Raw genomic sequence first — 26,441 nt, 5'->3', positions numbered from 1 at the left:
GCTCACAGTGGAGAATCTGATTGCGCTGCTGGTAGCGGCCCCCCTGCTCGGAGCGGCGGTGCTGCTGTGCGGCGGCCGGCGCCTCGACAAGGCCGGCCACTGGCTCGGCACCCTGCTCGCCGCCGCCTCCTTCGGCATCGGCGCGGCCCTGTTCGCGGACATGCTGGGGCGCGGCGCCGAGGACCGAGCCCTCCACCAGCGGCTGTTCAGCTGGATTTCGGTGGAGGGATTCCAGGCCGACATCGCCTTCCAGCTCGACCAGCTGTCGATGACCTTCGTCCTGCTCATCACCGGGGTGGGCACGCTCATCCACGTGTACTCGATCGGGTACATGGAGCACGACGAGCGCCGCCGCCGCTTCTTCGGCTACCTGAACCTGTTCCTCGCGGCGATGCTGCTGCTGGTCGTCGCGGACAACTACCTGCTGCTGTACGTCGGGTGGGAGGGCGTGGGCCTGGCCTCGTACCTGCTCATCGGGTTCTGGCAGCACAAGCCCAGCGCGGCCACCGCCGCGAAGAAGGCCTTCCTGGTCAACCGGGTCGGCGACATGGGCCTGTCGATCGCCATCATGCTGATGTTCACCACCTTCGGGACCTTCACCTTCGGGCCGGTGCTCGGCGCGGTGGGGGAGACCTCCGAGGGCAAGCTGACGGCCATCGGCCTGATGCTGCTGCTGGCCGCGTGCGGTAAGTCGGCCCAGGTACCGCTCCAGTCCTGGCTCGGTGACGCGATGGAGGGCCCGACCCCGGTCTCGGCCCTGATCCACGCGGCCACCATGGTCACCGCCGGCGTGTACCTCATCACCCGGTCCGGGGCGATCTTCAACGCCGCGCCGGACGCGCAGACCGCGGTGGTCGCGGTCGGCGCGGTGACGCTCCTCTTCGGTGCGATCGTCGGTTGTGCGAAGGACGACATCAAGAAGGCCCTCGCGGGCTCCACGATGTCCCAGATCGGCTACATGATCCTGGCGGCGGGCCTCGGCCCCATCGGGTACGCCTTCGCGATCATGCACCTGGTGACGCACGGCTTCTTCAAGGCCGGCCTCTTCCTCGGCGCGGGTTCCGTGATGCACGGGATGAACGACGAGGTGGACATGCGGCGCTACGGCGGTCTGCGCAAGTACATGCCGGTCACCTTCGTGACCTTCGGCCTCGGCTACCTCGCCATCATCGGCTTCCCGGGCCTGTCGGGCTTCTGGTCCAAGGACAAGATCATCGAGGCGGCCTTCGCCAAGGGCGGCACCGAGGGCTGGATCCTCGGCGCGGTCACCCTGCTGGGCGCGGGCATCACGGCGTACTACATGACCAGGGTCATGGTCCTCACCTTCTTCGGTGAGAAGCGCTGGCAGCCGGCCCCCGACCCGGACAAGACGCCCAGCGTCGAGCCCGGCGCCGAGGCGCACCCCGGGGAGATGCCGCACCCGCACGAGTCCTCGAAGTCCATGACGATCCCGATGATCGTGCTGGCCTTCGGGTCGGTCTTCGCCGGCGGGCTCCTCAGCCTCAACGAGGTGTTCGTGAAGTGGCTGGAACCGGTCACCTCGTTCGAGCACGGCCACCCGCCCATCGGCGCCGGGGCCATCACCGCCTCGACGGTCGTGGTCATGCTCATCGGCGTGGGCATCGCGTACATGCAGTACGGCCGCAAGCCCGTCCCGGTGGTCGCCCCGCGCGGCTCGCTCCTCACCCGGGCGGCCCGGCGGGACCTGCTCCAGGACGACTTCAACCACGTCGTGCTGGTGCGCGGCGGGGAGCACCTGACCCGCTCGCTCGTGTACGTCGACCACAGCCTGGTCGACGGGGTGGTCAACGGGACGGCCGCCTCGGTCGGCGGACTGTCGGGCCGGCTGCGCAAGCTGCAGAACGGCTACGCCCGCAGCTACGCGGTCTCGATGTTCGGGGGCACGGCGATCCTGATCGCCGCGACCCTGCTGATGAGGGCGGTGTGAGATGAGTTTCCCGCTTCTGACGGTGACGGCCGCGGTCCCCGCGGCCGGCGCGGTCCTGACGGCGGCCGTACCGGCCGCCCGCAGGACCGCCGCCAAGTGGCTCGCCCTGCTCTTCTCGCTGGCGACACTGGCCCTGGCCGTGCTCGTCGCGGTCCGTTTCGAGCCCGGTGGCGGCCGCTACCAGCTCACCGAATCCCACGCCTGGATCGCCGACTTCGGCGTCCGGTACGAACTCGGAGTCGACGGCATCGGGGTGGCGCTCATCGCGCTCACCGCCGTTCTGATGCCGTTCATCATTCTGGCCGGCTGGCACGACGCGGACCCGCTGGAGAACAAGAGTCAGCGCTGGCGGCCGACGCAGGGCTTCTTCGCCCTGATCCTGCTGGTCGAGGCGATGGTGGTCATCTCCTTCGAGGCCACCGACGTCTTCCTCTTCTACATCTTCTTCGAAGCCATGCTCATCCCGATGTACTTCCTCATCGGCGGCTTCGGGGACCGCGCCACTTCCTCCCGATCTGCCGCTGACGCGGCGGGCGGGCCGGACGAGAACGCGGCCGCGCAGCGCTCGTACGCGGCGGTCAAGTTCCTCCTCTACAACCTGGCGGGCGGCCTGATCATGCTGGCCGCGGTCATCGGGCTGTACGTGGTCGCCGGGAGCTTCTCGCTCCAGGAGATCACCGCCGCCCGCGCCGCGGGCACGCTCGACATGGCGACCAACACCGAGCGTCTCCTCTTCCTCGGCTTCTTCTTCGCCTTCGCGGTGAAGGCCCCGCTGTGGCCGCTGCACACCTGGCTGCCGAACGCGATGGGCGAGGCCACCGCACCGGTCGCCGTACTGATCACCGCGGTGGTCGACAAGGTCGGCACCTTCGCGATGCTCCGCTTCTGCCTGGGGCTGTTCCCGGAGGCCAGCAAGTGGGCCACGCCGGTGATCCTGGTCCTGGCCCTGATCAGCATCGTCTACGGCGCGCTGCTCGCGGTCGGGCAGCGGGACATCAAGCGGCTGGTCGCCTACGCCTCGATCTCGCACTTCGGCTTCATCATCCTGGGCATCTTCGCGATGACCTCCCAGGGCCAGTCGGGCGCGACCCTCTACATGGTCAACCACGGGCTGTCGACGGCGGCGCTGATGCTGGTCGCCGGCTTCCTGATCTCCCGGCGCGGCTCGCGGCTCATCGCCGACTACGGCGGCGTGCAGAAGGTGGCCCCGGTCCTGGCCGGCACCTTCCTGATCGGCGGCCTCGCCACCCTGTCACTGCCGGGCCTCGCGCCCTTCGTCAGTGAATTCCTGGTCCTGGTCGGCACGTTCGCCCGGTATCCGGTGGCCGGCGTCATCGCCACCTTCGGCATCGTGCTGGCCGCGCTCTACACCCTGGTGCTCTACCAGCGCACCATGACCGGCCCCGTGAAGGAGGAGGTCCGCGCGATGCCGGACCTGCGCCTGCGGGAGGTGCTGGTGGTCGCCCCGCTGATCGCGCTGCTGATCGGGCTGGGTATCTACCCCAAGCCGCTGACCGAGATCGTCAACCCGGCGGTGCAGCACACCATGTCCGACGTGAAGCGGACGGACCCGAAGCCCGAGGTGGCTGTCGAGGCCGTGCCCGCCAAGAATGGGGAGGCGGCGAAGTGAGCACATTGACTGCTGCCCAGGGCCTGTTGACACTGGCGGCCGCCGATCCGGTGGACCGGATCCCGGCCCCGCACATCGAGTACGGGCAGCTCGCACCCACGCTGATCGTGGTGGGCGCGGCCGTCCTGGGCGTCCTCGTGGAGGCCTTCGTACCGCGCAAGGCCCGGTACTACGTCCAGGTGTTCCTGGCAGTCGCCGCGCTGGCCTCGGCCTTCGCGGCGGTCGTCGGCCTCGCGGCCGGCGGGTACGGGAGCAGCAAGGCGCACATCGCGGCGATGGGCGCCATCGCCGTGGACGGCCCGGCGCTGTTCCTCCAGGGCACCATCCTGCTGGCCTCGATCGTCGCGGTCTTCACCTTCGCCGAGCGGCGCCTCGACCCGGCCGCGCACGGCAACCGGGTGGACTCGTTCGCCGCCCAGGCGGCCTCCGTACCGGGCAGCGAGAGCGAGAAGGCCGCCGTCAAGGCGGGCTTCACCACCACCGAGGTCTTCCCGCTGGCGCTGTTCGCGATCTCCGGGATGCTGATCTTCCCGGCGGCGAACGACCTGCTGACGCTGTTCGTGGCCCTGGAGGTCTTCTCCCTCCCGCTGTACCTGCTCTGCGCCGTCGCCCGCCGCCAGCGGCTGATGTCGCAGGAGGCCGCGGTCAAGTACTTCCTGCTGGGCGCGTTCTCCTCCGCGTTCCTCCTCTTCGGCATCGCGCTGGTCTACGGGTACGCCGGCTCCGTCTCGTACGCGGTGATCGCGGACGTGGTGAACGGCACGGTCCAGCAGATCGACCCGGCGCTGGCCGACACCATGGGCAACGACGCGCTGCTGCTGATCGGCGGCGCGCTGATCCTGATGGGCCTGCTGTTCAAGGTCGGCGCGGTCCCCTTCCACATGTGGACCCCGGACGTCTACCAGGGTGCGCCGACCCCGGTGACGGGCTTCATGGCGGCGGCGACGAAGGTGGCCGCCTTCGGCGCCCTCCTGCGTCTGCTGTACGTGGTCCTGCCGGGGCTGCGCTGGGACTGGCGGCCGGTGATGTGGGCCGTGGCGATCGTGACCATGCTGGCGGGCGCGGTGATCGCCGTGACCCAGACGGATGTGAAGCGGCTGCTGGCCTACTCCTCGATCGCGCACGCGGGGTTCATCCTGGCCGGTGTGATCGCCACCTCGGCGGAGGGCGTCAAGTCCGTCCTCTTCTACCTGGGCGCGTACTCGTTCGTGACGATCGGCGCCTTCGCGGTGGTCACGCTGGTGCGCGACGCGGGCGGGGAGGCCACGCACCTGTCCAAGTGGGCCGGACTGGGACGGCGTTCGCCGCTGACGGCGGCAGTCTTCGCGGTGTTCCTGCTGGCCTTCGCCGGCATCCCGCTGACGTCCGGCTTCGCCGGAAAGTTCGCCGTGTTCAAGGCGGCGGCGGAGGGCGGGGCCGGTGCGCTGGTCGTGGTCGGTGTGATCTCGTCCGCGATCGCCGCGTTCTTCTACATCCGGGTGATCGTGCTGATGTTCTTCAGCGAGCCGAAGGCCGACGGCCCGACGGTGGCCGTGCCGTCGCCGCTGACGATGACCACCATCGCGGTGGGCGTTGCGGTCACGCTGGTGCTGGGTGTGGCGCCGCAGTACTTCCTGGACCTGGCGGGGCAGGCGAGTACGTTCGTGCGGTAGCCGTCACTGGGTACGTGTCAGGGCCCGGCTCCCTTCGGGGGGCCGGGCCTGACTCGTCTGCCGTCCTACTCCGCGCCGCGGCGTTTGGGCGTGATCTCTGTGAGGTCGAGGTCGATGGGGAAGGGGACGGAGACCTTCAGGCGGTCGTGGAAGATGCCGGTGGCCACGTACGCCTTGGTGGCCGGGTCGAGTTCGTAGACGTAGACCACGGCCCGTCCCTCCTTGTTATCCACCCGCCAGAAGTGCGGGATCTTGGCGCGGGCGTATGTGACGGGTTTCGTCTCCCGGTCGCGCTCGACCGACTCCGGGGAGACCACGGGCCGGCGGGCGGGTGGGTGCCGGGCAGGCAGTGGGGGCAGCCGAGGGCGCCCGGGCCGGCCGGCGAGCTTGGCGGTACGAGGAGGCATGCGAGCAGCATCACCTCGGGCCTCCAGGGCCGCCACGTGGGCGGGCTCCACGGGCGACGGGGCGGACGGGGCTTCCGGCCCCGTCCTCGTCCTCGTCCTCGTCCTCGTCCCCGTCCCGGTCCTCGGCCCCGTCCCGGTCCTCGGCCCCGGCCCCGCCGGAGCCGGCCGTCCCAAGGGGCAGGATTAGCGGGATCCCACAATGCGGCCGGTGACCTCGCCGAGGCCCACGCGGGCGCCGTCGGCGCCGGGGGCCCAGGCGGTCATGGTGACCGTGTCGCCGTCCTCCAGGAAGGTGCGCTTGCCGTCGGCGAGCTCGATGGCGTCGCGGCCGTTCCAGGTCAGCTCCAGGAGGGAACCGCGCTGGCCGACCTCCGGGCCGCTGACGGTGCCGGAGCCGAACACGTCGCCGGTACGGAGGGACGCGCCGTTGACCGTCATGTGGGCCAGCTGCTGGGCGGCGGTCCAGTACATCGACGCGAACGGCGGCCGGGCCACCTCCTGCCCGTTGATGGAGACGCTGATGTGCAGGTCGAAGCCGCCGGGCGTCTCGGCGCCGGCATCGTCGAGGTACGGCAGGAGCGGGAAGTCCCGGGCGGGCGGGGCGACGCGGGCCGCGTCCAGGGCCTCCAGCGGGGTGACCCAGGCGGAGACGGAGGTGGCGAAGGACTTGCCGAGGAAGGGGCCGAGCGGCACGTACTCCCAGGCCTGGATGTCCCGCGCGGACCAGTCGTTGAGCAGGAACAGGCCGAAGACGTGGTCCTCGAACTCACCCAGGCCCACCGGTCGGCCCAGCTCGGAGGGGGCGCCGACGACGAAGCCGACCTCGGCCTCGATGTCGAGCTTCACGGACGGGCCGAAGACCGGCGCCGGGTCGGTGGGGGCCTTGCGCTGCCCGGAGGGGCGTACGACGTCGGTGCCGGACACCACGACGGTGCCGGAGCGGCCGTGGTAACCGATGGGCAGGTGCTTCCAGTTGGGGGTGAGCGCGTCCCCGTCGGGCCGGAACATCTTGCCGACGTTGGTGGCGTGGTGCTCGCTCGCGTAGAAGTCGACGTAGTCGGCGACCTCGTACGGGAGGTGCAGGGTGACGGCGTCGAGGGGCGTGAGGTGCGGCTCGACGGTCCCCCGGTGGCCGGGGTCGGTGACCCAGGCGGTCAGTGCGCGGCGCACGTCCCGCCAGGCGGTGCGGCCGGCGGCGAGCAGGGGGTTCAGCGAGGGCTGCCCGAGCAGTCCGGCGTACGGGGACCCGAGCGCGGCCGCGGCCGCCCCGGCGTCGAGCACGTACCCGCCGATCCGCACACCGATCCGGTGGCGCGGGTCCTCCGGTGTGGAGAACACGCCGTAGGGGAGGTTGTGCGGCCCGAACGGGTCGCCCTCGGGAACATCGAGGGGGCTCTGCTGGGGCATGGGGTACTGCCTCGCTTTCGATGCGGCCCGGGGGTGTCCCGGGGACTGGTTGCCACGTTACGTGGCTGGTGGGGCCCGCGGGAGGCCGGATTCGGGCTCTATTTGTAGGACTTGTCCAAAGGGGTCCGTATCCTTGCGCCGTGACTTCCGCCCCGCTTTCGGCCCTCCCCTTCGCCTTGATCGCCACTGACCTGGACGGGACTCTGCTGCGCGCCGGAGACACCGTCTCGGCCCGCTCGTACGCGGCGCTCGCGACGGCGCGCGCCGCCGGCGCCCAGCACATCATCGTCACCGGCCGGCCGGTTCCGCAGGTACGGCATGTCCTGGACGACCTCGGCTACACGGGGCTCGCGGTGTGCGGGCAGGGCGCGCAGGTGTACGACGCGGCGGCCGGGCGCCTGCTGCACTCCGTGGGCATGGACCGGGAGCTGGCGGAGGTGGCGCTGGGGAAGATCGAGGCGGAGATCGGCGAGGTGTACGCGGCGGTCAACCAGGAGGGCGTGGACGCGGAGATGCTGATAGGGCCGGGCTACCGGATGTGGCACCCGCACCTGCCGACGGTCCGGGTGCGGCGGCGGGCCGATCTGTGGGCCGCGCCGATCAACAAGGTGCTGCTCCAGCACCCGGAGCTGGACGACGACGAACTGACCCGGGTCGCGCGGGGGGTGGTCGGGCACCTGGTGAACGTCACCATGGCCGGGGAACACACGGTGGAGCTCCAGCCGCCGGGCATCGACAAGGCGAGCGGGCTGGCGCGGGCGGCGGCCGTCCTGGGGGTCTCGGCGGCGTCGACGATCGCGTTCGGGGACATGCCCAACGACGTCCCCATGTTCGCGTGGGCGGCGCACGGCGTGGCGATGGCGAACGCCCACCGGGAACTGGTGGCCGTCGCCGACGAAGTCACCCTTTCGAACGAGTCGGACGGCATCGCGGTGGTCCTGGAACGCCTGTACGAGAGCTGACGCCCCGACGCGCGGGGAACGAGCCCCGCAGGAGTCAGCAGGCGGCCCGGGGCAGCCGGCGTTCCCACGTCCGGTGGAAGACGATCTCGTCCCCCTCCCGGCACACCACCTCGTTGGACGTCAGGAACCCGCCCTCGTCGCACGAGATCTCCGACCGGGTCTCCACCCTCGCGTCCCACGTCAGCTCGGGCCGGTGCAGCCGGATCCGCCATTCCGAGCGGGTCCGGGCCGAGAGGGGGTCCGCCTCCTGGATCTCGTACACCTCCACCGCGTCCTCGGTGAACTCCAGCCCGTCCGGATACACCCGCGTGCCCCCGTACCGGGGATCCACCTCCAGCCGCCAGACCCCCCGCGCGACGTCCCGTACCACCAGCCGTTCTGGACGCGGTTCGTCCAGCGTGGCCGGGTGGACCACCCCCAGCGGCTCCGACTGTTCCGGTGCCTCGAACACGATCCCGGGCTCTGACGGACCACCGGCCCGTACCGGGAGCTCCAGCGTGCTGCCCGCCGGGTCCAGGGTCCAGCCCGCCTCGGAGCCGGCTCTCGGCCAGATCCACGGCCAGTAGGCGGAGGAAAGGGCGAGGCGGATGCGGTGGCCCGGCGGGAACGAGTGGCCGATTCCGCTCAGCTCGAACGTGACCTCCTCGTGTGAGCCCACCGGCCACGGCACCGCCCGCTCCCGCCCCCGCCGCGCCGAGAGGTTCAGGGCGCCCCGGGTGACCAGGGTGGACGACCCGTCAGGTGCCACATCGCACAGGCGGGCGATGATCTGCCCGTACGGAACGTCCATCCGCAGCCGGGCCGTCACCCGCGGGCGGCCCAGGATCCGCACGGCCTCGTCGCCCACCGGGAACTCGAAGCACGCCGACTTCGCATCCTCCGCCCGCTGATCGGGCGGCAGGTCCGCGTCGTTGCCGAACGGGGAGAGCCGGCCCGCGTCCAGCCCGGTGTGCTGCGGGGACGCTACCGCCACCGGAGGGCCCTGGAGCCCGTAGGAGACGGGGATGACGGACGCGGACGGCCAGGCCGAGTCACCCACCCAGCGGCCCTCCATCCGCTCGTACACCGTCGCCGGCGGGTGTGACTCGCTGATCCAGGAGCGGAGCAGCGGCTCGCCCATCACCCCGTTCTCCACCCCCTTGAGCCAGTGGTCCCACCAGCGCAGCGTCTCCTGGAGGAACCCGATCGCCGGGCCCGGCGGACGGTCCCGGTCGGGGTACTGGTGGGACCAGGGGCCGATGATCCCCCGCACCCGGTCCGACGGCAGCGCCGACACCAGCCGCAGCACCGTGTCCCGGTACGGGTCGTGCCAGCCGCCCACCGCCAGGACGGCCGCGCCGATCGCCCCGTAGTCCTCACAGACGCTGCCGTGCCTCCAGTAGCCGTCCCGCGTCTGGTGCGAGAGCCAGGTGTGGATCAGTGGTTCCACCGATTCGAGGCGGGCCAGCCACTGGTCACGCCAGCCGTCGCCCACGAACAGCGGGTCCGGCGGCCGTGCGGAGAAGGCCAGCATGGCCGCCGCCCACGCGTGCGTGCCCACGGCCAGCACCGAGCCGCCCATGTAGTGCACGTCGTTGTCGTACCGGTCGTCCGTCGAGCAGACCGTGACCACGGCCTTCAGCGCCCGCGGCGCCAGCGCCGCGATCTGGAGGGAGTTGAGGCCGCCCCACGAGATGCCGAACATGCCGACCGAGCCCGTGCACCACGGCTGCGCGGCCAGCCATTGGACGACCGCGACCCCGTCGGCCAGCTCCCGCGCGTCGTACTCGTCGCCCGGCGCGCCCCCGCTGCACCCGTGCCCGCGCACGTCCACCCGTACCGAGGCGTAGCCGTGCCCCGCGTACCAGGGGTGGCGCTGCCAGTCGCGTGGCGCGGTCCAGTCCGTCAGCCGGTACGGGAGGTACTCCAGCAGCGCCGGGACCGGCTCGTCCGTCACCGGGCGCCAGATCCGGGCGTACAGCTCGACACCGTCGGGGAGCGGGATCCGGACATCCTCGCGCGTGGTCTCGTACGGGAATTCGGTACGGATGATCATCGGAAAGATTCCCTCACCAATCGCCTCGGTGGACGGGGTGCGCCGTTCGCCGCCGCCACGGCGTAGTGGCAGCGGGCTGATCTGGACAAAACGCATTCTCCGGTTGATTCGGCTTCTCAAGAACATACCGGTGCGCTTCGGGCGCTGCGCGTGTGGTGACGGGGCCGGAGTCGGACAGGCGCTCTCGGTGATCGAAAACAGACCGGATACGCTGGCTTGAGTGATGGCAGCGACACATCGACAATCCATGTGATCGTCAGCGTGATCGTCAGCAGACAGGAGTACCCCTCGTGACCGTCGTCGGGCCGTTCGGACTGAGCGTGCGGGACCAGGCTCTTGAGACCGATGTCCAGGCCGGACTGGCCGCCGTCGAGGCGGGTCTGCTGGAGGCCACCAAGAGCGAAGTCCCCTTCATCACCGAGGCCGCACAGCACCTGGTGCGCGCCGGAGGCAAGCGCTTCCGGCCGCTGCTGGTGATGCTGGCCTCCCGCTTCGGGGATCCCTACGCACCGGGGATCGTGCCGTCCGCCGTGGTCGTGGAGCTCACCCATCTGGCGACGCTCTACCACGACGACGTCATGGACGAGGCCGACGTCCGCCGCGGGGTGGCCAGCGCCAACGCGCGCTGGGGCAACTCGGTGGCCGTCCTCACGGGTGACTTCCTGTTCGCCCGCGCCTCGCACATCCTGGCGGACCTCGGACCCGAGGCCGTACGGATCCAGGCCGAGGCCTTCGAGCGGCTGGTGACGGGCCAGATCCTGGAGACGGCCGGCCCGCGCGACGGGCGCGACCCCGTCGAGCACTACCTGGACGTCATCGCCGGCAAGACCGGCTCGCTGATCGCGGTTTCCGGCCGTTTCGGCGCGCTGATGTCCGGGGCCGACGAGTCCGTCGTCGACATCCTCACCCAGTACGGCGAGCGGCTCGGCACCGCCTTCCAGCTCGCCGACGACGTCCTCGACATCGCCTCCGACTCGCACGAGTCCGGCAAGACCCCGGGCACCGACCTGCGCGAGGGCATCCCGACGCTGCCCGTGCTGCGGCTGCGCGAGACGGCGGCCCAGGGCGGCGCCCCCGAGGACCTGGAGCTCGTACAGCTCCTGGACGGCGACCTGACCGACGACGCCCGGCACGCCGAGGTGCTGGCCCGGCTGCGGGTGCACCCCGCGCTGGAGCAGGCCCGTCGCGACACGATCCGGTACGCGCAGGACGCGCGGGCCACGCTCGCGCCGCTGCCGGAGTGCTTCGCGAAGTCGGCACTGGAGGAGCTGTGCGACGCGGTGGTGCACCGCGCCGGCTAGTGCCGTGGCCGGAAGGGTTTGCCGGGGCGGCACCTAGCGGCTGCTTCGACCGGCGCGCAGCGCCCGCGTCATACCGATGGCAGAGGCCGGGGCCCTGCATCCCCTACGGGTAGGGGATGCAGGGCCCCGGTCGTCTCATCCCTGGGTTGTACGCGGAGTTGAGTCCGGGGAGTGACGCCTCACCCCCCTCGCCTTTGGTCAGATAGAGGCACATCCCCACCAGATCGGGTGAGAGTGGCGGCGAGGGGTGGACGTGTATTCATGCACTGACGGGTAGTCGCCGCCGTACACACAGAGGCAGGGCAGACAGATGGCAACGAACACGAAGACCCGCAAGGCCGCCCGGTACGCCGTACCGGTCGCGGTGTTCGGTGTGGCCGCGGCGACCATCGCGATGGTCCCCGCCTTCGCCAACGGGGGCGGGCCGGACCTGCCGAAGGTGACGGCACAACAGCTCATCGAGAAGATCGCCGCGTCGGACGTGGAGCAGATCTCCGGCACCGCCAAGATCAGCACCGACCTGGGCCTGCCGACCCTGGCGACCGGCCTGCTCGGCGGCGGGGGCGTTGCCGGGGGTTCGGCCGACCCGCAGGACAAGGTCGCGCAGCTGGCGAACGGCACGCACACCTTCCGGGTCGCGGCCGACGGCCCGGACCGCCAGAAGCTCACGTTCCTGGACGGCAAGGACGAGTACAGCCTCATCCACAACGGCGCCGACGTGTGGGGGTACGACAGCAAGTCCAATGAGGTCTGGCACGAGAACGACCCCGAGGCGGGGAAGCGCGCGGGCGAGCGGCACAAGACGGGCGACCGGCTCCCGGCCTCGCCCCAGCAGCTGGCCCAGGACGTCCTGAAGGCCGCCGGCCCGACCACGGAAGTCAGCGTGGGCGACACCGCGCAGGTGGCCGGGCGGGACGCCTACCAGCTGGTGCTGAAGCCCAAGCAGGCCGGCTCCACCGTCGGCTCCGTCCAGATCGCGGTCGACGCCAAGAACGGTGTGCCGCTGCGCGTGCAGCTGCTGTCCAGCCAGGGCGGCAAGCCGATCGTGGACGCGGGCTTCACCAAGGTGGACTTCGCCAAGCCGTCCGCCGACACCTTCGCCTTCAAGGCCCCCAAGGGTGCGAAGGTGACCGAGGGCGCGGCCGAGGACGCCAAGGGCAAGGGCGACCACGGCAAGGGCGACCACGGCAAGGAGTGGAAGGCCCTGGAGTCCTTCCCGGGCCTGGAGGGCCTGACCGGCGGCGGCGCCGGCAAGGGCGATGTGAAGGTGCTCGGCGAGGGGTGGGCGACCGTCGCCCGCATCGACACCGGGGCCGGCATGAAGGACCTCGAGGGCGCGGCGAACGACAAGAACGCGCCCAAGGAGGCCAAGCAGTTCCTCGACTCCCTCGGGGACAAGGTCAAGGGCAAGTTCGGCGAGGGCCGGGTCTTCTCGACCCGCCTGGTCAACGCCCTGATCACGGACGACGGCAAGGTCTACGTCGGCGCGGTCACCAAGGACGCGCTCGTGAAGGCGGCCGACTCCGCCAAGTAGGCGCCACGCCTGAAGGGTGGGCCGGGACTGTGTCCCTGCCCACCCTTCTGCCGTTCCGGCCCCCCGTACAGCACGCCCGCTGTACCGTGAAAAGCATGTCGAGACATGTCACCATCCGCCTGGACGAAGAGTTCCACGAACGCCTCAAGGCGCGCGCGGCGGCGTTGGGGACGACGGTTACCGCGCTGATCACCGAGGTCACGGAACGCGAGCTCGACGAGGACCGGAAGAGCTTCCTGTCGGGCATCGACGAGTTCGCCGACCACTGGGGCTACTTCCAGGAGCGGTTCGGCAATTGAAGATCACCATGGAGTGGGCCTGGACCGCCCTGGCCCACCATCTCCCCTCGGATCCCGCCGTATGGGACCCCTCCGGGGTGGCCGCCGCCGTCGCCAGGCACCAGAACGACCTCGTTCTAGTGCCCGAACAGCCCGCCCCGGACACCGCGTGGCGGGCTGCCGCGTTTCTGCACACCCTCGCGGTGTGCCCGGCGCTGGAATCCCCGATGAACGAGTTCTACGCGGCCGCGGCCACCCGCTCGTACCTGCGGGTGGCCGGGGCCAAGCAGCTGCCCTCGCCGGAGGAGCTCGGCGATCTGGTCGAGGCGGCGAAGCTGGGGCGCGCGGACATCGCGGCGGTCGCCGAGGAGCTGCGCGCCCGGATCCAGGAGCCGCTGTCGTCCTCGGCGCGGGCGAGCACCGAGGACGCGTAGGCCCTTCGGGGGCGCAGGCGCCTTCGTGGGCAGGGTGCCCTAGAAGGTGATCTTCCAGCTGTTGATGTAGCCGACGTCCTGCGCCGCCACGTCCTTGACCTGGAGCTTCCAGACCCCGTTGGCCACCTCGCTCGACGCGTTCACCGCGTACGAGGCGATCACGTTGTCGGCGGAGTCCGAACCGGAGGAGTTCTTCAGCCGGTAGGCGGTGCCGTCCGGGGCGATCAGGTCGATCACCAGGTCACCGCGGTAGGTGTGGACGATGTTGACGTCGACCTTGGTGGTGGCCGGGGCGTTGCCCGTGACGCCCGACACCGTGATCGGCGAGGTCACCGCGGCAGCGGGGGAGTCCGGGATGTTCACGTCCGCCGTGTTCTCGAAGGACGGGCCGGGCGGCACCGTGGTGGCGGCGCCCAGGTTCCAGACGGCGTAGGCGATGGCGTCGGAATTCCGGTCCAGGGCGGTGTCGTCGATGTTCGCCGTGGTGTCGCAGGAGGCGTGGTAGCAGGCGTCGAAGGCCTTGCCGGAGGTGCCGCCCCACTTCTGGGCCTGCGCCGCCGTCTTGGTGTAGTCGGCGCCGGAGAACAGACCGCCGACCGGGATGCCGGCGTTCTTGAACGGGGCGTGGTCGGAGCGGCCGTCGCCTTCGGTTTCGATCTCCGTCGGGATGTTCAGACCGGCGAAGTACGTCTTGAAGGTCTGCTCGATGGCCGGGTCGTCGTCGTAGACGAAGTAGCCCGGATTCGGCGAGCCGATCATGTCGAAGTTCAGGTAGCCGGAGAACTTCGCCTTCTCGGTGCTCGACAGGCTGTTGACGTAGTACTTCGAGCCGACGAGCCCCAGCTCCTCCGCGCCCCACCAGCCGAAGCGCAAGTGCTTCGTCGGCTGGAGGCCCGCGCGTGACACGGCCAGCGCGGTCTCCAGCACGGCCGCCGAGCCGGAGCCGTTGTCGTTGATGCCCGGGCCCGCGCTCACCGAGTCCAGGTGCGAGCCCGCCATCAGCACGGAGTTGGGGTCGCCGCCCGGCCAGTCGGCGATCAGGTTGTAGCCGGTGGCGCCGCTGGTGGTGAAGGTCTGGAGGGTCGTGGTGAAACCGGCGGCGTCCAGCTTGGCCTTGACGTAGTCGATCGAGGCCTTGTAGCCGGCCTTGCCGTGGGCGCGGTTGCCGCCGTTGTTGCCGGCTATGGACTGAAGCTGCGCCAGGTGTGCCTTGACGTTGGCCAGCGGGATGTCGGGCGGCGTCGGCGCCGCGGTGGCCGCCGCGGTGGCCGCCGCGGTGGCCGCTGGTGCGGCGAGCGCGGCGGGGGCGGCGAGTGCGGCGGGGGCGAACAGGCCGGCGACCGCGATCGCGGTCACGGCGGCGAGGCGCCGGGAGACGGACAGGCTCATGTGGGGGCTCCGGGATTCCGTTTGGGGATGTGAACGGAACGTGCGGGGCTGGCGAGGGTGAGCATGGGTACGCCAGTGCGAGCCTGATGTTCAGCGAGAGTATGACTAGCCGTCAAGAACGCAATTCGGTCAGGGTGGTTCGGTAAGCGGACGATCCCCGCCGCGGGAGTTCCGCAGCGGGGATCGTGGGGGCGATGACGGGTGCTCTGTTGCTGTTACGCCGGTTCGCGCGCCGGTGCGGCCACGACGGCGGGGGCCGCCTCCAGCATGGCCCGGGACCGCCGGGCCGTCCGCAGCGCGTCCCAGGTCAGCAGCGCGAGCGCGCCCCAGACCAGGGAGAAGCCGGCCCAGCGCTCGGGCGGCATAGCCTCGTGGAAGTACAGGACGCCCAGCCCGAACTGGAACACCGGCGCCATGTACTGGAGCAGCCCGAGCGTGGACAGCGGGACCCGGATCGCGGCCGCCCCGAAGAAGACCAGCGGGATCGCGGTGACCAGCCCGGTCGCGGCGAGCAGGGCGGAGTGCCCGAGGCCCTCTGTGGCGAAGGTGGACCGGCCCTGGACGGCGAGCCACAGCAGGTAGCCGAGGGCGGGGAGGAACAGCAGCGCGGTCTCGGCGGCCAGCGACTCCACGCCGCCCATGTTGAGCTTCTTCTTGATCAGCCCGTACGTCGCGAAGGAGAAGGCGAGGACCAGCGAGATCCACGGCGGACGCCCGTAGCCGATGGCGAGCACCAGCACGGCGGCGAAACCGATGGCGACCGCCACCCACTGGGCGCGGCGCAGCCGCTCACCGAGCAGCAGCACGCCGATGGCGATGGTGACGAGGGGGTTGATGAAATAGCCGAGGCTGGCCTCGACCACCTGCCCGTGGTTGACGGCCCAGATGTACAGGCCCCAGTTCACGCTGATCACGGACGCGGCGAGGGCGGTCAGGCCGAGCTTGCGGGGCTGTCGCAGCAGTTCCCGTATCCAGTCCCAGCGGCGCATGGCGAGCAGGGCCACCCCGACCACGGCCAGGGACCACACCATGCGGTGGGCCAGGATCTCGATGGCACCGGAGGGCTTGAGGAGCGGCCAGAAGAGGGGGACGAGCCCCCAGAGTCCGTATGCGCCGAATCCGTAGAGCAAACCCGTGCGCTGCTCGGTCTCTGCCTTCACGGGGCCTCCTGTGCGAAATCCAGCCAACCTCACGAAGGTAGCGCCGCGAGGGTCGAATGTCATGCCCGTTACGGGGCGATACTCATGACATCGCTGCGGTGTCCGCTAGCCGGGGCGCGGTGTCCGCTACGCGAGGCGCCGGTGTCCGCTACGCGAGGGCAGTGGCGATCGCCTCGGACACCGGAGTCGTCGGCCGCCCGATGAGCCGGGACAGGTCGCCGCCGGTGCCGGCCAGCCGCCCGCGCGCGATGGCCGCGTCCACGTCGACGAGGATCGCCGCGAAGCCCTCCGGGACCCCGGCGCCGGTCAGGATCGACAGGTGCGCCTCGGCCGGGACCTCGGTGTACGAGATCTCCCGGCCGGACCGCTCCGAGACCTCGGCGGCGTACTCCGCCAGGCTCCAGGCGGTGTCGCCGGAGAGTTCGTAGACCTGGTTCAGGTGGCCCTCGCCGGTCAGCACCACCGCCGCGGCGGCCGCGTAGTCGGCCCGCGCCGCCGAGGCGATCCGGCCCTCGCCAGCGCTGGCCACGACCGCCCCGTGCTCCAGGACGGTGCCCAGGTGGCCGGTGTAGTTCTCGTGGTACCAGCCGTTGCGCAGGAAGGTGTACGGCAGGCCGGAGTCGAGAATCGCCTGCTCGGTGGCCTTGTGCTCGGCGGCCAGGTCGAAGTCCGCCTCGGGCCCGCCCAGTACCCCGGTGTACGCGAGCTGCGCCACGCCCGCCGCCCGTGCGGCCTCGATCACGGCGGTGTGCTGCGGGACGCGCCGCCCGACCTCGCTGCCGGAGATCAGCAGCACCCGGTCGCCGGCCCGGAAGGCGCCGGCCAGGCCCGCGGGGTCGTCGTAGTCGGCGATCCGTACCTCGACCCCGCGCGCGGCGAGGTCGGCTGCCTTCTCCTTGTTCCGGACGGCGACGGCGACGCGGTCGGCGGGGACCCGCTCCAGCAGCTCGTTGAGGACGAGACGGCCGAGGGCTCCGGTGGCTCCGGTGACGACGATGCTCATGGTTGCTCTCCTGGTTTCTTGCTGGGGTGACGCCGTGACGCCGTGACGCCTGATGTCACTACCGTATGGAGAGCGCTAACTTTTGGGTAGTACCCACTTCGAAGTAAGGTACTGGCATGGGAGTAAGTGTCGTAAGTGTCAACGGGGTGAAGGCTCCGATGTGCCCCTCCCGTGGGGTGCTGGAACACGTCACCAGCCGCTGGGGCGTCCTGGTCCTGGGCGCGCTCGTCGAGCGGTCGTACCGCTTCAGCGAGCTGCGCCGGGAGGTGGGCGGCGTCAGCGAGAAGATGCTGGCGCAGACTCTGCAGACGCTTGAGCGCGACGGATTCCTGCTGCGGGACGCGAAGCCGGTGATCCCGCCGAGGGTGGACTATTCGCTCACGGAGCTCGGGCGCGAGGCCGCCGAGCAGGTGTGGGCGCTCGCCCGCTGGACCGAGCGGCGTACGGCCGACGTACAGGCGGCGCGGGTCGCGTACGACGAGGCCCGGACCCCTTAGCGAGCGGGATCCGGGCCGGGTGGTCGGTCGTACCGGGGTCAGCCTGGTTGGTCGTACCGGGGTCAGCCCACGACCGTCCAGGTGTCGTTGCCGCCGAGCAGTGTGGCGAGGTCGCCCTTGCCGCGCTGGTCGATGGCCGTGTCGAGCTGCTCGGCCATGAGGGTGTCGTAGACGGGCCGCTCGACGCTGCGGAACACCCCGATGGGGGTCTGGCGCAGGGTGTCGGGGTCGGCCAGCCGGGACAGCGCGAAGGCGGTGGTGGGTGACGCGGTCGTCGCGTCGTGGACCAGGATCCGCGACTCGTTCTCCGGAGTCACGGCCACCACTTCCAGGTCGCCGGTCGCCGGATCGCGGACCACGCCCTTGTGCCCGTCGACGCCGAAGCGGATCGGCTGCCCCTGCTCCAGCCGGATCACGGCCTCCTGGGCCTGGTCCTTGTCCTTGAGGACCTCGAAGGCGCCGTCGTTGAAGATGTTGCAGTTCTGGTAGATCTCCACCAGCGCCGTGCCCTGGTGGTCGGCCGCCTGGCGCAGCACCTCGGTGAGGTGCTTGCGGTCCGAGTCGACCGTCCGCGCCACGAACGAGGCCTCCGCGCCGATGGCCAGGGACACCGGGTTGAACGGCGCGTCCAGCGAGCCCATCGGGGTCGACTTGGTGATCTTGCCGAGCTCGGAGGTGGGTGAGTACTGGCCCTTGGTCAGACCGTAGATCCGGTTGTTGAACAGCAGGATCTTGAGGTTGACGTTCCGTCGCAGGGCGTGGATCAGGTGGTTTCCGCCGATGGACAGCGCGTCGCCGTCGCCGGTGACCACCCACACCGACAGGTCGCGCCGCGAGGTCGCCAGACCCGTCGCGATCGCCGGGGCGCGGCCGTGGATGGAGTGCATCCCGTAGGTGTTCATGTAGTACGGGAAGCGGGAGGAGCAGCCGATTCCGGAGACGAAGACGATGTTCTCCTTCGCCAGGCCGAGCTCGGGCATGAAGCCCTGGACGGCGGCGAGAACGGCATAGTCCCCGCAGCCCGGGCACCAGCGCACTTCCTGGTCGGACTTGAAGTCCTTCATGGACTGCTTCGCCTCTGCCTTGGGCACCAAGGAGAGGAGCGTGGGAGCCCCGGTCGTGGGAGCCCCGGTCGTGGAAGCCTCAGTCGTGGGAGCCTCAGTCGTGGGAGCCTCAGTCATTGGTGGCCTCCTTGAGAACCTTGGCGAGCTGCTCGGCCTTGAACGGCATTCCATTCACCTGGTTGTACGACTGGGCATCGACCAGGTACTTCGCCCGGATCAGGGTGGCGAGCTGCCCGAGGTTCATCTCCGGCACCACTACCTTCTCGTAACGCTTCAGGACCTCGCCCAGATTCCTGGGGAAGGGGTTGAGGTGGCGCAGGTGGGCCTGCGCGATGGGGACTCCCGCGATCCGCAGCCGGCGCACGGCGGCGGTGATCGGCCCGTACGTCGAGCCCCAGCCGATCACGAGGGTCCGCGCCTCGTCCGGATCGTCGACCTCGACATCCGGAACGGCGATTCCGTCGATCTTGGCCTGACGGGTGCGGACCATGAGGTCATGGTTGGCCGGGTCGTAGGAGATGTTGCCCGTGCCGTCCTGCTTCTCGATGCCGCCGATCCGGTGCTCAAGGCCGGGCGTGCCCGGGACCGCCCAGGGGCGGGCCAGCGTCCGCTCGTCGCGCTTGTAGGGCCAGAACACCTCGCTGCCGTCGGCCAGCTCGTGGTTCGGACCGGTCGCGAACTTCACCGTCAGGTCGGGCAGGTCCGCGACGTCCGGGATCCGCCAGGGCTCGGAGCCGTTCGCGAGGTACCCGTCGGAGAGCAGGAACACCGGGGTCCGGTACGTCAGCGCGATACGGGCGGCGTCGAGCGCCGCGTCGAAGCAGTCCGCCGGCGTCCTGGGGGCCACGATCGGGACCGGCGCCTCGCCGTTGCGCCCGTACATGGCCTGGAGCAGATCCGCCTGCTCCGTCTTGGTCGGCAGGCCCGTGGACGGCCCGCCCCGCTGGATGTCCACGATCAGCAGCGGCAGCTCCAGGGAGACCGCCAGGCCGATCGTCTCGGACTTCAGCGCCACACCCGGCCCGGACGTGGTCGTCACCCCGAGCGCGCCGCCGAAGGCCGCCCCCAGGGCCGCGCCGATGCCGGCGATCTCGTCCTCGGCCTGGAAGGTGCGCACGCCGAAGTTCTTGTGCTTCGACAGCTCGTGCAGGATGTCGGAGGCCGGGGTGATCGGGTACGAGCCCAGGTAGAGCGGCAGATCGGCCTGCTGGCCGGCCGCGATCAGTCCGTACGCCAGCGCCAGGTTCCCGGAGATGTTGCGGTAGGTGCCGGGCGGGAAGGCGCGGGTGGCGGGGGCCACCTCGTAGGAGACGGCGAAGTCCTCGGTGGTCTCGCCGAAGTTCCAGCCGGCCCGGAAGGCGGTGACGTTCGCCTCGGCGATCTCGGGCTTCTTCGCGAACTTCTGCCGCAGGAAGGCCTCGGTGGCCTCGGTGGGCCGGTGGTACATCCAGCTCAGCAGGCCCAGCGCGAACATGTTCTTGCTGCGCTCGGCCTCCTTGCGCGACAGCCCGAAGTCCTTCAGCGCCTCCACCGTCAGCGTGGTCAGCGGCACCGGGTGGATGCTGTACGCGTCCAGCGAGCCGTCTTCCAGCGGCGAAGTCTCGTAGCCGACCTTGGCCATCGGGCGCTTGGTGAACTCATCGGTATTGATGATGATCTCCGCGCCGCGCGGCACGTCCGCGATGTTCGCCTTCAGGGCCGCCGGGTTCATCGCGACCAGCACGTTCGGGGCGTCGCCCGGCGTCAGGATGTCGTGATCGGCGAAATGCAGCTGGAACGAGGACACGCCCGGCAGGGTTCCGGCAGGTGCCCGGATCTCGGCGGGGAAGTTCGGCAGCGTGGAGAGGTCGTTACCGAACGAAGCCGTCTCCGAGGTGAACCGGTCACCGGTCAACTGCATACCGTCACCCGAGTCACCCGCGAAGCGAATGATCACCCGATCGAGGCGGCGTACTTCCTTGCCGCCCCCGCCTGGATGCCGGGCTGTCCGCTGTTCGCCGACTACGGCCTCTTCGGCCCCGTCGGCCTGCTCGGCTGGACTACTGACCTGGCTGGTCACTGAACTGGACCTCCTTCGAGGCGGGCGCTCGCTCCCAAGGTCAACCCTACGTCCGTGAGGGTCCGCATCCCCGGGTCGCCCGAATTCTGGACCACCCCTTCGGGTGGCCTGTCCGACAGACGTCGTGCTGCATACCTGACAGAGTGTCAGTGGATCAAGACTTCAGGTAGGTAAGAACCGCCAGCACACGCCGGTGATCCCCATCACTCGGGGACAGGCCCAGCTTCATGAAGATGTTGCTGACGTGCTTCTCCACCGCCCCGTCACTCACGACCAGCTGCTTCGCCACGGCGGAATTGGTCCGCCCCTCGGCCATCAGCCCCAGTACCTCGCGCTCGCGGGGGGTCAGACCCGCCAGGACGTCCTGCTTGCGGCTGCGGCCGAGCAGCTGGGCCACGACCTCGGGATCCAGGGCCGTACCGCCCTTGGCCACCCGGACCACCGCGTCCAGGAATTCCCGTACCTCGGCCACGCGGTCCTTCAGCAGGTACCCCACCCCGGTGCTCGAACCGGCCAGCAGTTCCGTGGCGTACTGCTCCTCCACGTACTGCGACAACACGAGCACACCTATCCCGGGGTAGTCGCGCCGCAGCCGTACGGCGGCCCGTACGCCTTCGTCGGTGTGGGTCGGCGGCATCCGCACATCGGCGACCACCACATCCGGCAGCGCGTCCTCCGCCGCCAGCTCCGCCACCGTCTTGATCAGGGCTTCCGCGTCCCCGACGCCCGCGACGACGTCATGCCCCCGGTCGGTCAGCAGCCGGGTCAGGCCCTCGCGCAGCAGCACTGAATCCTCGGCGATGACCACACGCACCCTGTCGTCCACGACTCAGCAGCTCCCGCATCCACTCATGTCCGGTGTCCCTGGCATAGCCAAGCATCCCAGCCTCGCGGCTCGATCAAGGCGGGTCCGGGCCAACAAGTGGGGTTACGGGAACGGTTCCAGGCGGCGACGGGACATTCCACGACGCTCAGGCGGCCCAATCAGGCGGCTCCTCGGGCGGCCCCCACGGGGACCCTCACACGCGCCAGGGGAGCTCGGCGGTGACGGTGGTGCCGCCGCCTGCCGGAGAGTCCACGACCAGCACCCCGTCCACGGCGTCCAGTCGCTCGGTGAGCCCGGCCAGCCCGCCCCCGGGCCGGGTGCCCGCCCCGCCCCGCCCGTCGTCGGCGACCTGGAGCAGCAGCCGGTCCCTGGATTTCCACACGTCGACACTCGCGCTGCGGGCCCGGGCATGCCTGCTGACGTTCTGCAGCAGCTCCGACACGGTGAAGTACGCGATCCCCTCGATCGCCGCCGTGGGCCGGGCCGGGAGATCCACGGCCACCCGCACCGGTACGGCGCACCGCGAGGCCACCGAGGACAGCGCCGCGTCCAGGCCACGGTCGGTCAGCACCGCCGGATGGATGCCCCGTGCCAGATCCCGCAGCTCCTGGAGGGCGATCTTCACCTCTCCGTGTGCCTCGTCCACCATCCGGGCGGCGGCCTGCGGGTCCTCGTTCAGCTTCTCCTTCGCGAGCCCCAGATCCATGGCCAGCGCCACGAGCCGCGCTTGCGCCCCGTCGTGCAGGTCCCGCTCGATGCGCCGCAGGTCGGCGGCCGCGGTGTCGACCACCACGCCCCGGTCGGACTCCAGCTCGCTGACCCGGTGGGCGAGGCGGGACGGCCCGAGCAGCGCGCTGACCAGCACCCGGTCGACGGTGGTCAGGGCCCGCACCACCCAGGGGGTGGCCAGCGTGACCACCAGACCGAGAAGGCAGGCCAGGGCGATCTCGGCGGGGGAGTCCAGGTAGAAGGAGTAATCACCCTTCTGGAAGAGCTCCAGCCCGGGCTGATCGGTATACGCCGGGAACACCCACCACCACACGGGATACAGCAGGAAGGCCCACCCGTACGCCCAGAACACCAGCGCCAGGCTGAAGGCGAACACGGCCCACGGAAAGTGGATCACGCAGTACAGCACGTGCCGCCAGGCGCTCCCGCTCTTGAGCAGCGCCCCCATCGCGACGAGCGCCCCGCCCTCGCGGGCCTTGACCGGCTCCGGACCGGCGACGTCCACGCGCAGCAGCCCGCGCACCCGGGCCCGCTCCAGCCGCCCGAACCCGCGGCACATGGCGAGCACCCCGGCGAGGACGGGAACCCCGAGGAAGGTGACGAGCAGCCCGGCGCCGAGGCTCACACCGGTGATGGCGAGCGAGAAGTACAGCGTGCTGAGCGGCAGCCCGAGCACCAGATACCCGAACTCCCGCCACACCCGCCCCTCCACAGGCCCCCGCAACACCCCACCGACCCCGATCCCCTTGCCCATAACCCCATCCCACCCTTCCGACCAGCCCTCAACCCCTCCACCCTGACCCCGCCCCTCCCCCCAAACCATCCGGCGAGTCGGCCTGTCCCCCGGGGGGTTAACCCCACCCCAGCCGCCCTCCAGCCCCGCCGGCGTTGAGCCATGGCGGCAGCGGCGCCGCACCACACTCCAGCCCCCGCCGGCGTTGAGCCGCGGCGGCAGCGGCGCCGCACCACACTCCAGCCCCGCCGGCGTTTGAGGCGCGGGGTCTGGGGCGGAGCCCCAGGAAGCCGGCCCGCAGGGCACCCGCGAGCGGAACGACCCACCCACCCCCGGGACGGCCCCCGCACACGCAAAAGGGCCCCCGGGCCAGCCGCGCCCCAGGGACCCCAAACCCCCGCCAGAGGCCTACGCCCCCCGGTCCCGCCAAGGCAGCTCGGCCGTGGCCACGGTCCCCGCCCCATCCGGCGAGTCCACCACCAGCACCCCGTCCACCGCCCCAAGCCGCTCCGCGAGCCCCGCCAACCCCGACCCGTCCACCGCACGCGCTCCGCCACGGCCGTCATCCGAAACCCGGATCAGCACCCGCGCCCCCGCCCGCCACACCTCCACGCTCGCGCCCCGCGCCCCCGCCCCCGCGTGCTTGCTCACGTTCTGCAACAGCTCCGACACCACGAAGTACGCGATGCCCTCGATCGCCTCCGCCGGCCGCGACGGCAGATCCACCGCCACCTTCACCGGCACCACGCACCGCGACGCCACCGACGACAGCGCCGCATCCAGCCCCCGGTCCGTCAGCACCGCCGGATGGATCCCCCGCGCCAGGTCCCGCAGTTCCTGGAGCGCCAGCTTCACTTCCCCGTGCGCCTCGTCCACCATCGCCGCCGCCCCCTCCGGGTCCTCCAGCAGCTTCTCCTTCGCCAGGCCCAGCCCCATCGCCAGCGCCACCAGCCGCGCCTGCGCCCCGTCGTGCAGATCCCGCTCGATGCGCCGCAGGTCAGCCGCCGCGGTGTCCACGACCACCCCCCGGTCGGACTCCAGCTCCGCGATCCGCCGCTCCAGCTCGTCGGACGGCGACAGCAGCCCCCGTACCATCGCCCGGTCCACGTTCGCCAGCCCCCGCGCCACATACGGCAGCACCGGCCACAGCACGAACAGCCCGGTCAGCGCTACCGTGAAGGTGAGTACCCCCCACGGCAGCCGTACCAGCTCGTACAGCACGGTCCGCCACGCCACCGGATCCTTGACGCTCGTCCACAGCCAGGGGAAAAACCCGCCGGCCCGCTTCGGCCCGGGAAGCGGAGTCGGCTCGTCCACCCGTACACCCAACAGCGCCCGCGCCCGGGCCCGGTCCAGCCGTCCCAACTGGCGAGACAAGAAAAGACCGCATGCGAGCAACGGAAGTCCGACCGCGGTCACCGACAGACCGCCCGCGGTCGACACCATGCCAACCGTGTAAACAAAGCCGACCAGCGCCAGCGGCAGATTGCTCAGCAGGTACGCAATCTCCTTCCAGGTAACGGCGCTGAGCGCGGCGCGTACGGGAGGAGGCCGGTCATTGTCCGGGGCTTGATTGATCACGGTCATGCGGCACAGCCTGCCAAGTGCGACCCACCGATGCCATGGGGTGGCCGGGTGCTGTGAACGGGGGATAACCCCACCCCGTGTGAGGCAGGCCCTAGACTCCCGTGCGTAACAGATCGTCGACAGTGGCCGAGGAGCGAGGAACGGACGTGCCCGACCCAACGGTATCGACCGTAACCGTGCTCGCGGCGGACTACTTCCGGAGTTATTCGGTCGTTGGCCTGCTCGCGCTCCTCGGTGTGCTTTTCGTCGCCGGGGCCTTCGGCGCCGGCCGCCTGCTGCGGCCCATGGTCCCGACCCCCGAGAAGCTGCTGACCTACGAATGCGGCGTGGACCCTGTGGGCGAGGGCTGGGCGCACACCCAGGTCCGCTACTACGTCTACGCCTTCCTGTACGTCATCTTCGCCGTCGACTCGATCTTCCTGTTCCCCTGGGCGACGGTGTTCGCCGCCGCCGGCTACGGCGCCACGACGCTGGTGGAGATGTTCATCTTCCTCGGCTTCCTGGCCGTCGGCCTGCTCTACGCGTACAAGAAGGGCGTCCTCGAATGGACGTGACACCAGCGGCCGAGCCTCAGCTGCTCCCGGAGCCGAAGCGCCTGGGAGTGCTCTCCCGCCTCGCCCCCGAGCCCATGAAAGTGGTCCTGAACTGGGGCCGCCGGTACAGCCTGTGGGTCTTCAACTTCGGCCTCGCCTGCTGCGCGATCGAGTTCATCGCCGCGTCCATGGCCCGGCACGACTTCATCCGGCTCGGCGTCATCCCGTTCGCGCCCGGCCCGCGCCAGGCCGACCTGATGATCGTCTCGGGCACCGTCACCGACAAGATGGCCCCGGCGGTCAAGCGGCTGTACGAGCAGATGCCGGAGCCGAAGTACGTCATCTCCTTCGGCGCCTGCTCCAACTGCGGCGGCCCGTACTGGGACTCGTACTCGGTGACGAAGGGCGTCGACCAGATCATCCCGGTCGACGTCTACGTGCCGGGCTGCCCGCCGCGCCCCGAGGCGCTGCTCCAGGGAATCCTCAAGCTCCAGGAGAAGATCGCTCGGGAGTCGCTGGCGGACCGCTACCAGTCGGGGCCGTCGGCGGCCCAGCTGACCAGCGGCCTGGTCACCCCTCCGCCGGTGGGGGAGACCCGCGCATGAACCTGTACGACTCCCTCCCCGACGCCGCCGCCACCATCTTCGGCGCGGAGGCCGTGGCCGAGTTCTCGTACGACGTCCTCACGGTGGACGTCCCGGTCGGGAGCTGGATCTCCTCGCTGGAAATCGCCCGGGACAAGCTGGGCTGCACGTACTTCGACTGGCTGAGCGCGGTCGACGAGCCGGGAACGGGCTTCCGCGTCTGCGCGCACGTCGTCTCGCTGGAGAACCACCGGGTACGCCGCCTCCTCCTGCGCACGACGGTCCCGCACTCGGCGCCCTCCCTGCCCTCCGCGGTCGCGATCTACGCGGGCGCGGAGTGGCACGAGCGCGAGACCTTCGAGATGTTCGGGGTCGTTTTCACGGACCACCCCCACCTGGTCCACCTTCTCCTCCCGGAGAACTTCGAAGGCCACCCGCTGCGCAAGGACTTCGTCCTGGCCGCGCGCGTCGCGAAGGCCTGGCCGGGCGCGAAGGAGCCGGGCGAGGCCCACGACCCGGACGCCCCGAAGCGCCGCCAGATGCTCCCGCCGGGCGTCCCGGACCCGAACGAGTGGGGCCCCCTGAAGGGCCAGCTCCCCCCGGCCCCGACCCGCACCCCGCGCACCCCCCGCGAGGGCGCCCCCACCCGCCGCCCCCGCCCGGCAACCACCCCGCCGGAGGCCGACACC

24 protein-coding genes and 1 pseudogene are annotated in these 26,441 nt (G+C 70.7%); 14 read left to right on the top strand and 11 right to left on the bottom strand.

Annotation, left to right across the window (positions count from 1 at the left end; translation table 11 throughout):
• Nucleotides 1-7 precede the first annotated feature (7 nt).
• Genes nuoL through nuoN form a run of 3 tightly spaced genes read left to right on the top strand, consistent with a single transcriptional unit; the run spans nt 8 to nt 5,230 of the window.
• Nucleotides 8-1,948 carry an NADH-quinone oxidoreductase subunit L gene (nuoL, locus tag J7I97_RS37120; RefSeq protein WP_214944509.1) on the top strand — a complete coding sequence of 647 codons (1,941 nt, stop codon included), beginning with the start codon at nt 8-10 and terminating at the stop codon, nt 1,946-1,948.
• A gap of 1 nt (nt 1,949) precedes the next feature.
• Entirely contained in the window at nt 1,950-3,578 is a 1,629-nt protein-coding gene (locus J7I97_RS37115; protein ID WP_214944507.1) for an NADH-quinone oxidoreductase subunit M, read from the top strand.
• A 5-nt stretch (nt 3,579-3,583) separates the two neighbouring features.
• Nucleotides 3,584-5,230: an NADH-quinone oxidoreductase subunit NuoN gene (gene nuoN, locus J7I97_RS37110; protein WP_374195544.1), complete on the top strand. Its 1,647-nt coding sequence runs from the start codon at nt 3,584-3,586 to the stop codon at nt 5,228-5,230.
• Between the two features lie 65 nt (nt 5,231-5,295).
• On the opposite strand, the pseudogene J7I97_RS37105 reads toward nuoN, so the two are convergent.
• A pseudogene (locus J7I97_RS37105) lies at nt 5,296-5,547 on the bottom strand (Uma2 family endonuclease); the annotation flags it as partial.
• An 88-nt stretch (nt 5,548-5,635) separates the two neighbouring features.
• On the opposite strand from J7I97_RS37105, the gene J7I97_RS37100 reads away from it, so the two are divergent.
• Entirely contained in the window at nt 5,636-5,824 is a 189-nt protein-coding gene (locus tag J7I97_RS37100) for a hypothetical protein (RefSeq protein WP_214944503.1), read from the top strand.
• Here J7I97_RS37100 and fahA read toward each other — a convergent pair.
• On the bottom strand, nt 5,821-7,044 hold the full coding sequence (fahA, locus tag J7I97_RS37095; protein WP_214944501.1) for a fumarylacetoacetase: 1,224 nt from the start codon (nt 7,042-7,044) through the stop codon (nt 5,821-5,823). The two genes, J7I97_RS37100 and fahA, sit on opposite strands and share 4 nt — an antisense overlap.
• Nucleotides 7,045-7,184: 140 nt before the next feature.
• Here fahA and J7I97_RS37090 point away from each other — a divergent pair, with 140 nt between their 5' ends.
• On the top strand, nt 7,185-8,006 hold the full coding sequence (locus J7I97_RS37090) for an HAD family hydrolase (RefSeq protein ID WP_214944499.1): 822 nt from the start codon (nt 7,185-7,187) through the stop codon (nt 8,004-8,006).
• 34 nt (nt 8,007-8,040) lie between these two features.
• On the opposite strand, the gene J7I97_RS37085 is transcribed toward J7I97_RS37090, so the two are convergent.
• Complete coding sequence (locus tag J7I97_RS37085) at nt 8,041-10,041, bottom strand: CocE/NonD family hydrolase (protein WP_214944497.1); 2,001 nt, start codon at nt 10,039-10,041, stop codon at nt 8,041-8,043.
• On the opposite strand from J7I97_RS37085, the gene J7I97_RS37080 reads away from it, so the two are divergent.
• The 5 genes from J7I97_RS37080 to J7I97_RS37060 all read left to right on the top strand — a co-directional run bounded on the left by J7I97_RS37080 (nt 10,034) and on the right by J7I97_RS37060 (nt 13,588).
• Nucleotides 10,034-10,261 (top strand): hypothetical protein, encoded by a 228-nt coding sequence (locus tag J7I97_RS37080; protein ID WP_214944495.1) that lies wholly within the window; start codon nt 10,034-10,036, stop codon nt 10,259-10,261. The two genes, J7I97_RS37085 and J7I97_RS37080, sit on opposite strands and share 8 nt — an antisense overlap.
• A 70-nt stretch (nt 10,262-10,331) precedes the next feature.
• Nucleotides 10,332-11,342, top strand: a complete 1,011-nt coding sequence (locus tag J7I97_RS37075) for a polyprenyl synthetase family protein (protein ID WP_214944493.1) — start codon at nt 10,332-10,334, stop codon at nt 11,340-11,342.
• A gap of 310 nt (nt 11,343-11,652) precedes the next feature.
• On the top strand, nt 11,653-12,876 hold the full coding sequence (locus J7I97_RS37070; protein WP_214944491.1) for a sigma-E factor regulatory protein RseB domain-containing protein: 1,224 nt from the start codon (nt 11,653-11,655) through the stop codon (nt 12,874-12,876).
• Between the two features lie 95 nt (nt 12,877-12,971).
• Entirely contained in the window at nt 12,972-13,175 is a 204-nt protein-coding gene (locus J7I97_RS37065) for a hypothetical protein (protein ID WP_251050317.1), read from the top strand.
• Nucleotides 13,172-13,588: a hypothetical protein gene (locus tag J7I97_RS37060; RefSeq protein ID WP_251050316.1), complete on the top strand. Its 417-nt coding sequence runs from the start codon at nt 13,172-13,174 to the stop codon at nt 13,586-13,588. Before J7I97_RS37065 ends, J7I97_RS37060 begins: the two co-directional genes overlap by 4 nt.
• Nucleotides 13,589-13,627: 39 nt before the next feature.
• Here the strand turns inward: J7I97_RS37060 and J7I97_RS37055 are convergent, their stop codons facing one another.
• The 3 genes from J7I97_RS37055 to J7I97_RS37045 all read right to left on the bottom strand — a co-directional run bounded on the left by J7I97_RS37055 (nt 13,628) and on the right by J7I97_RS37045 (nt 17,140).
• Nucleotides 13,628-14,977 (bottom strand): M28 family metallopeptidase, encoded by a 1,350-nt coding sequence (locus tag J7I97_RS37055; protein WP_214944487.1) that lies wholly within the window; start codon nt 14,975-14,977, stop codon nt 13,628-13,630.
• A 215-nt stretch (nt 14,978-15,192) separates the two neighbouring features.
• Nucleotides 15,193-16,137, bottom strand: coding sequence for an EamA family transporter RarD (gene rarD, locus J7I97_RS37050; protein ID WP_214944485.1), 945 nt, complete (start codon nt 16,135-16,137; stop codon nt 15,193-15,195).
• Between the two features lie 148 nt (nt 16,138-16,285).
• The gene (locus tag J7I97_RS37045) at nt 16,286-17,140 is read right to left on the bottom strand and encodes an SDR family oxidoreductase (protein WP_214944483.1); all 855 of its coding nucleotides are present in this window, start codon (nt 17,138-17,140) and stop codon (nt 16,286-16,288) included.
• Nucleotides 17,141-17,256: 116 nt separating this feature from the next.
• On the opposite strand from J7I97_RS37045, the gene J7I97_RS37040 reads away from it, so the two are divergent.
• Nucleotides 17,257-17,637: a helix-turn-helix domain-containing protein gene (locus J7I97_RS37040; protein ID WP_214944481.1), complete on the top strand. Its 381-nt coding sequence runs from the start codon at nt 17,257-17,259 to the stop codon at nt 17,635-17,637.
• Between the two features lie 62 nt (nt 17,638-17,699).
• On the opposite strand, the gene J7I97_RS37035 is transcribed toward J7I97_RS37040, so the two are convergent.
• The 5 genes from J7I97_RS37035 to J7I97_RS37015 all read right to left on the bottom strand — a co-directional run bounded on the left by J7I97_RS37035 (nt 17,700) and on the right by J7I97_RS37015 (nt 24,635).
• Entirely contained in the window at nt 17,700-18,701 is a 1,002-nt protein-coding gene (locus J7I97_RS37035) for a 2-oxoacid:ferredoxin oxidoreductase subunit beta (protein ID WP_214944574.1), read from the bottom strand.
• Between the two features lie 109 nt (nt 18,702-18,810).
• On the bottom strand, nt 18,811-20,760 hold the full coding sequence (locus J7I97_RS37030; protein ID WP_214944479.1) for a 2-oxoacid:acceptor oxidoreductase subunit alpha: 1,950 nt from the start codon (nt 20,758-20,760) through the stop codon (nt 18,811-18,813).
• Between the two features lie 154 nt (nt 20,761-20,914).
• Nucleotides 20,915-21,574 (bottom strand): response regulator transcription factor, encoded by a 660-nt coding sequence (locus J7I97_RS37025; RefSeq protein ID WP_214944572.1) that lies wholly within the window; start codon nt 21,572-21,574, stop codon nt 20,915-20,917.
• A 205-nt stretch (nt 21,575-21,779) separates the two neighbouring features.
• A complete protein-coding gene (locus J7I97_RS37020; RefSeq protein WP_251059521.1) occupies nt 21,780-23,069 on the bottom strand; it encodes a sensor histidine kinase in 1,290 nt (429 codons plus the stop codon).
• Nucleotides 23,070-23,456: 387 nt separating this feature from the next.
• On the bottom strand, nt 23,457-24,635 hold the full coding sequence (locus tag J7I97_RS37015) for a sensor histidine kinase (protein ID WP_214944475.1): 1,179 nt from the start codon (nt 24,633-24,635) through the stop codon (nt 23,457-23,459).
• Nucleotides 24,636-24,781: 146 nt separating this feature from the next.
• On the opposite strand from J7I97_RS37015, the gene J7I97_RS37010 reads away from it, so the two are divergent.
• The 3 genes from J7I97_RS37010 to J7I97_RS37000 all read left to right on the top strand — a co-directional run.
• Entirely contained in the window at nt 24,782-25,189 is a 408-nt protein-coding gene (locus J7I97_RS37010; RefSeq protein WP_214944473.1) for an NADH-quinone oxidoreductase subunit A, read from the top strand.
• On the top strand, nt 25,180-25,773 hold the full coding sequence (locus tag J7I97_RS37005; RefSeq protein WP_214944471.1) for an NADH-quinone oxidoreductase subunit B: 594 nt from the start codon (nt 25,180-25,182) through the stop codon (nt 25,771-25,773). Before J7I97_RS37010 ends, J7I97_RS37005 begins: the two co-directional genes overlap by 10 nt.
• Nucleotides 25,770-26,441, top strand: a 672-nt coding sequence (locus tag J7I97_RS37000; protein ID WP_214944469.1) for an NADH-quinone oxidoreductase subunit C, incomplete at its 3' end; no start/stop codon positions are given. The genes J7I97_RS37005 and J7I97_RS37000, both read left to right, overlap by 4 nt.

It is taken from the genome of Streptomyces sp. ISL-87 (genome assembly GCF_018614095.1).
GTDB lineage: Bacteria > Actinomycetota > Actinomycetes > Streptomycetales > Streptomycetaceae > Streptomyces.
The sequence above is the reverse complement of the archived record's forward strand: the minus strand, read 5'-3'. Positions and strand labels throughout refer to the sequence as shown.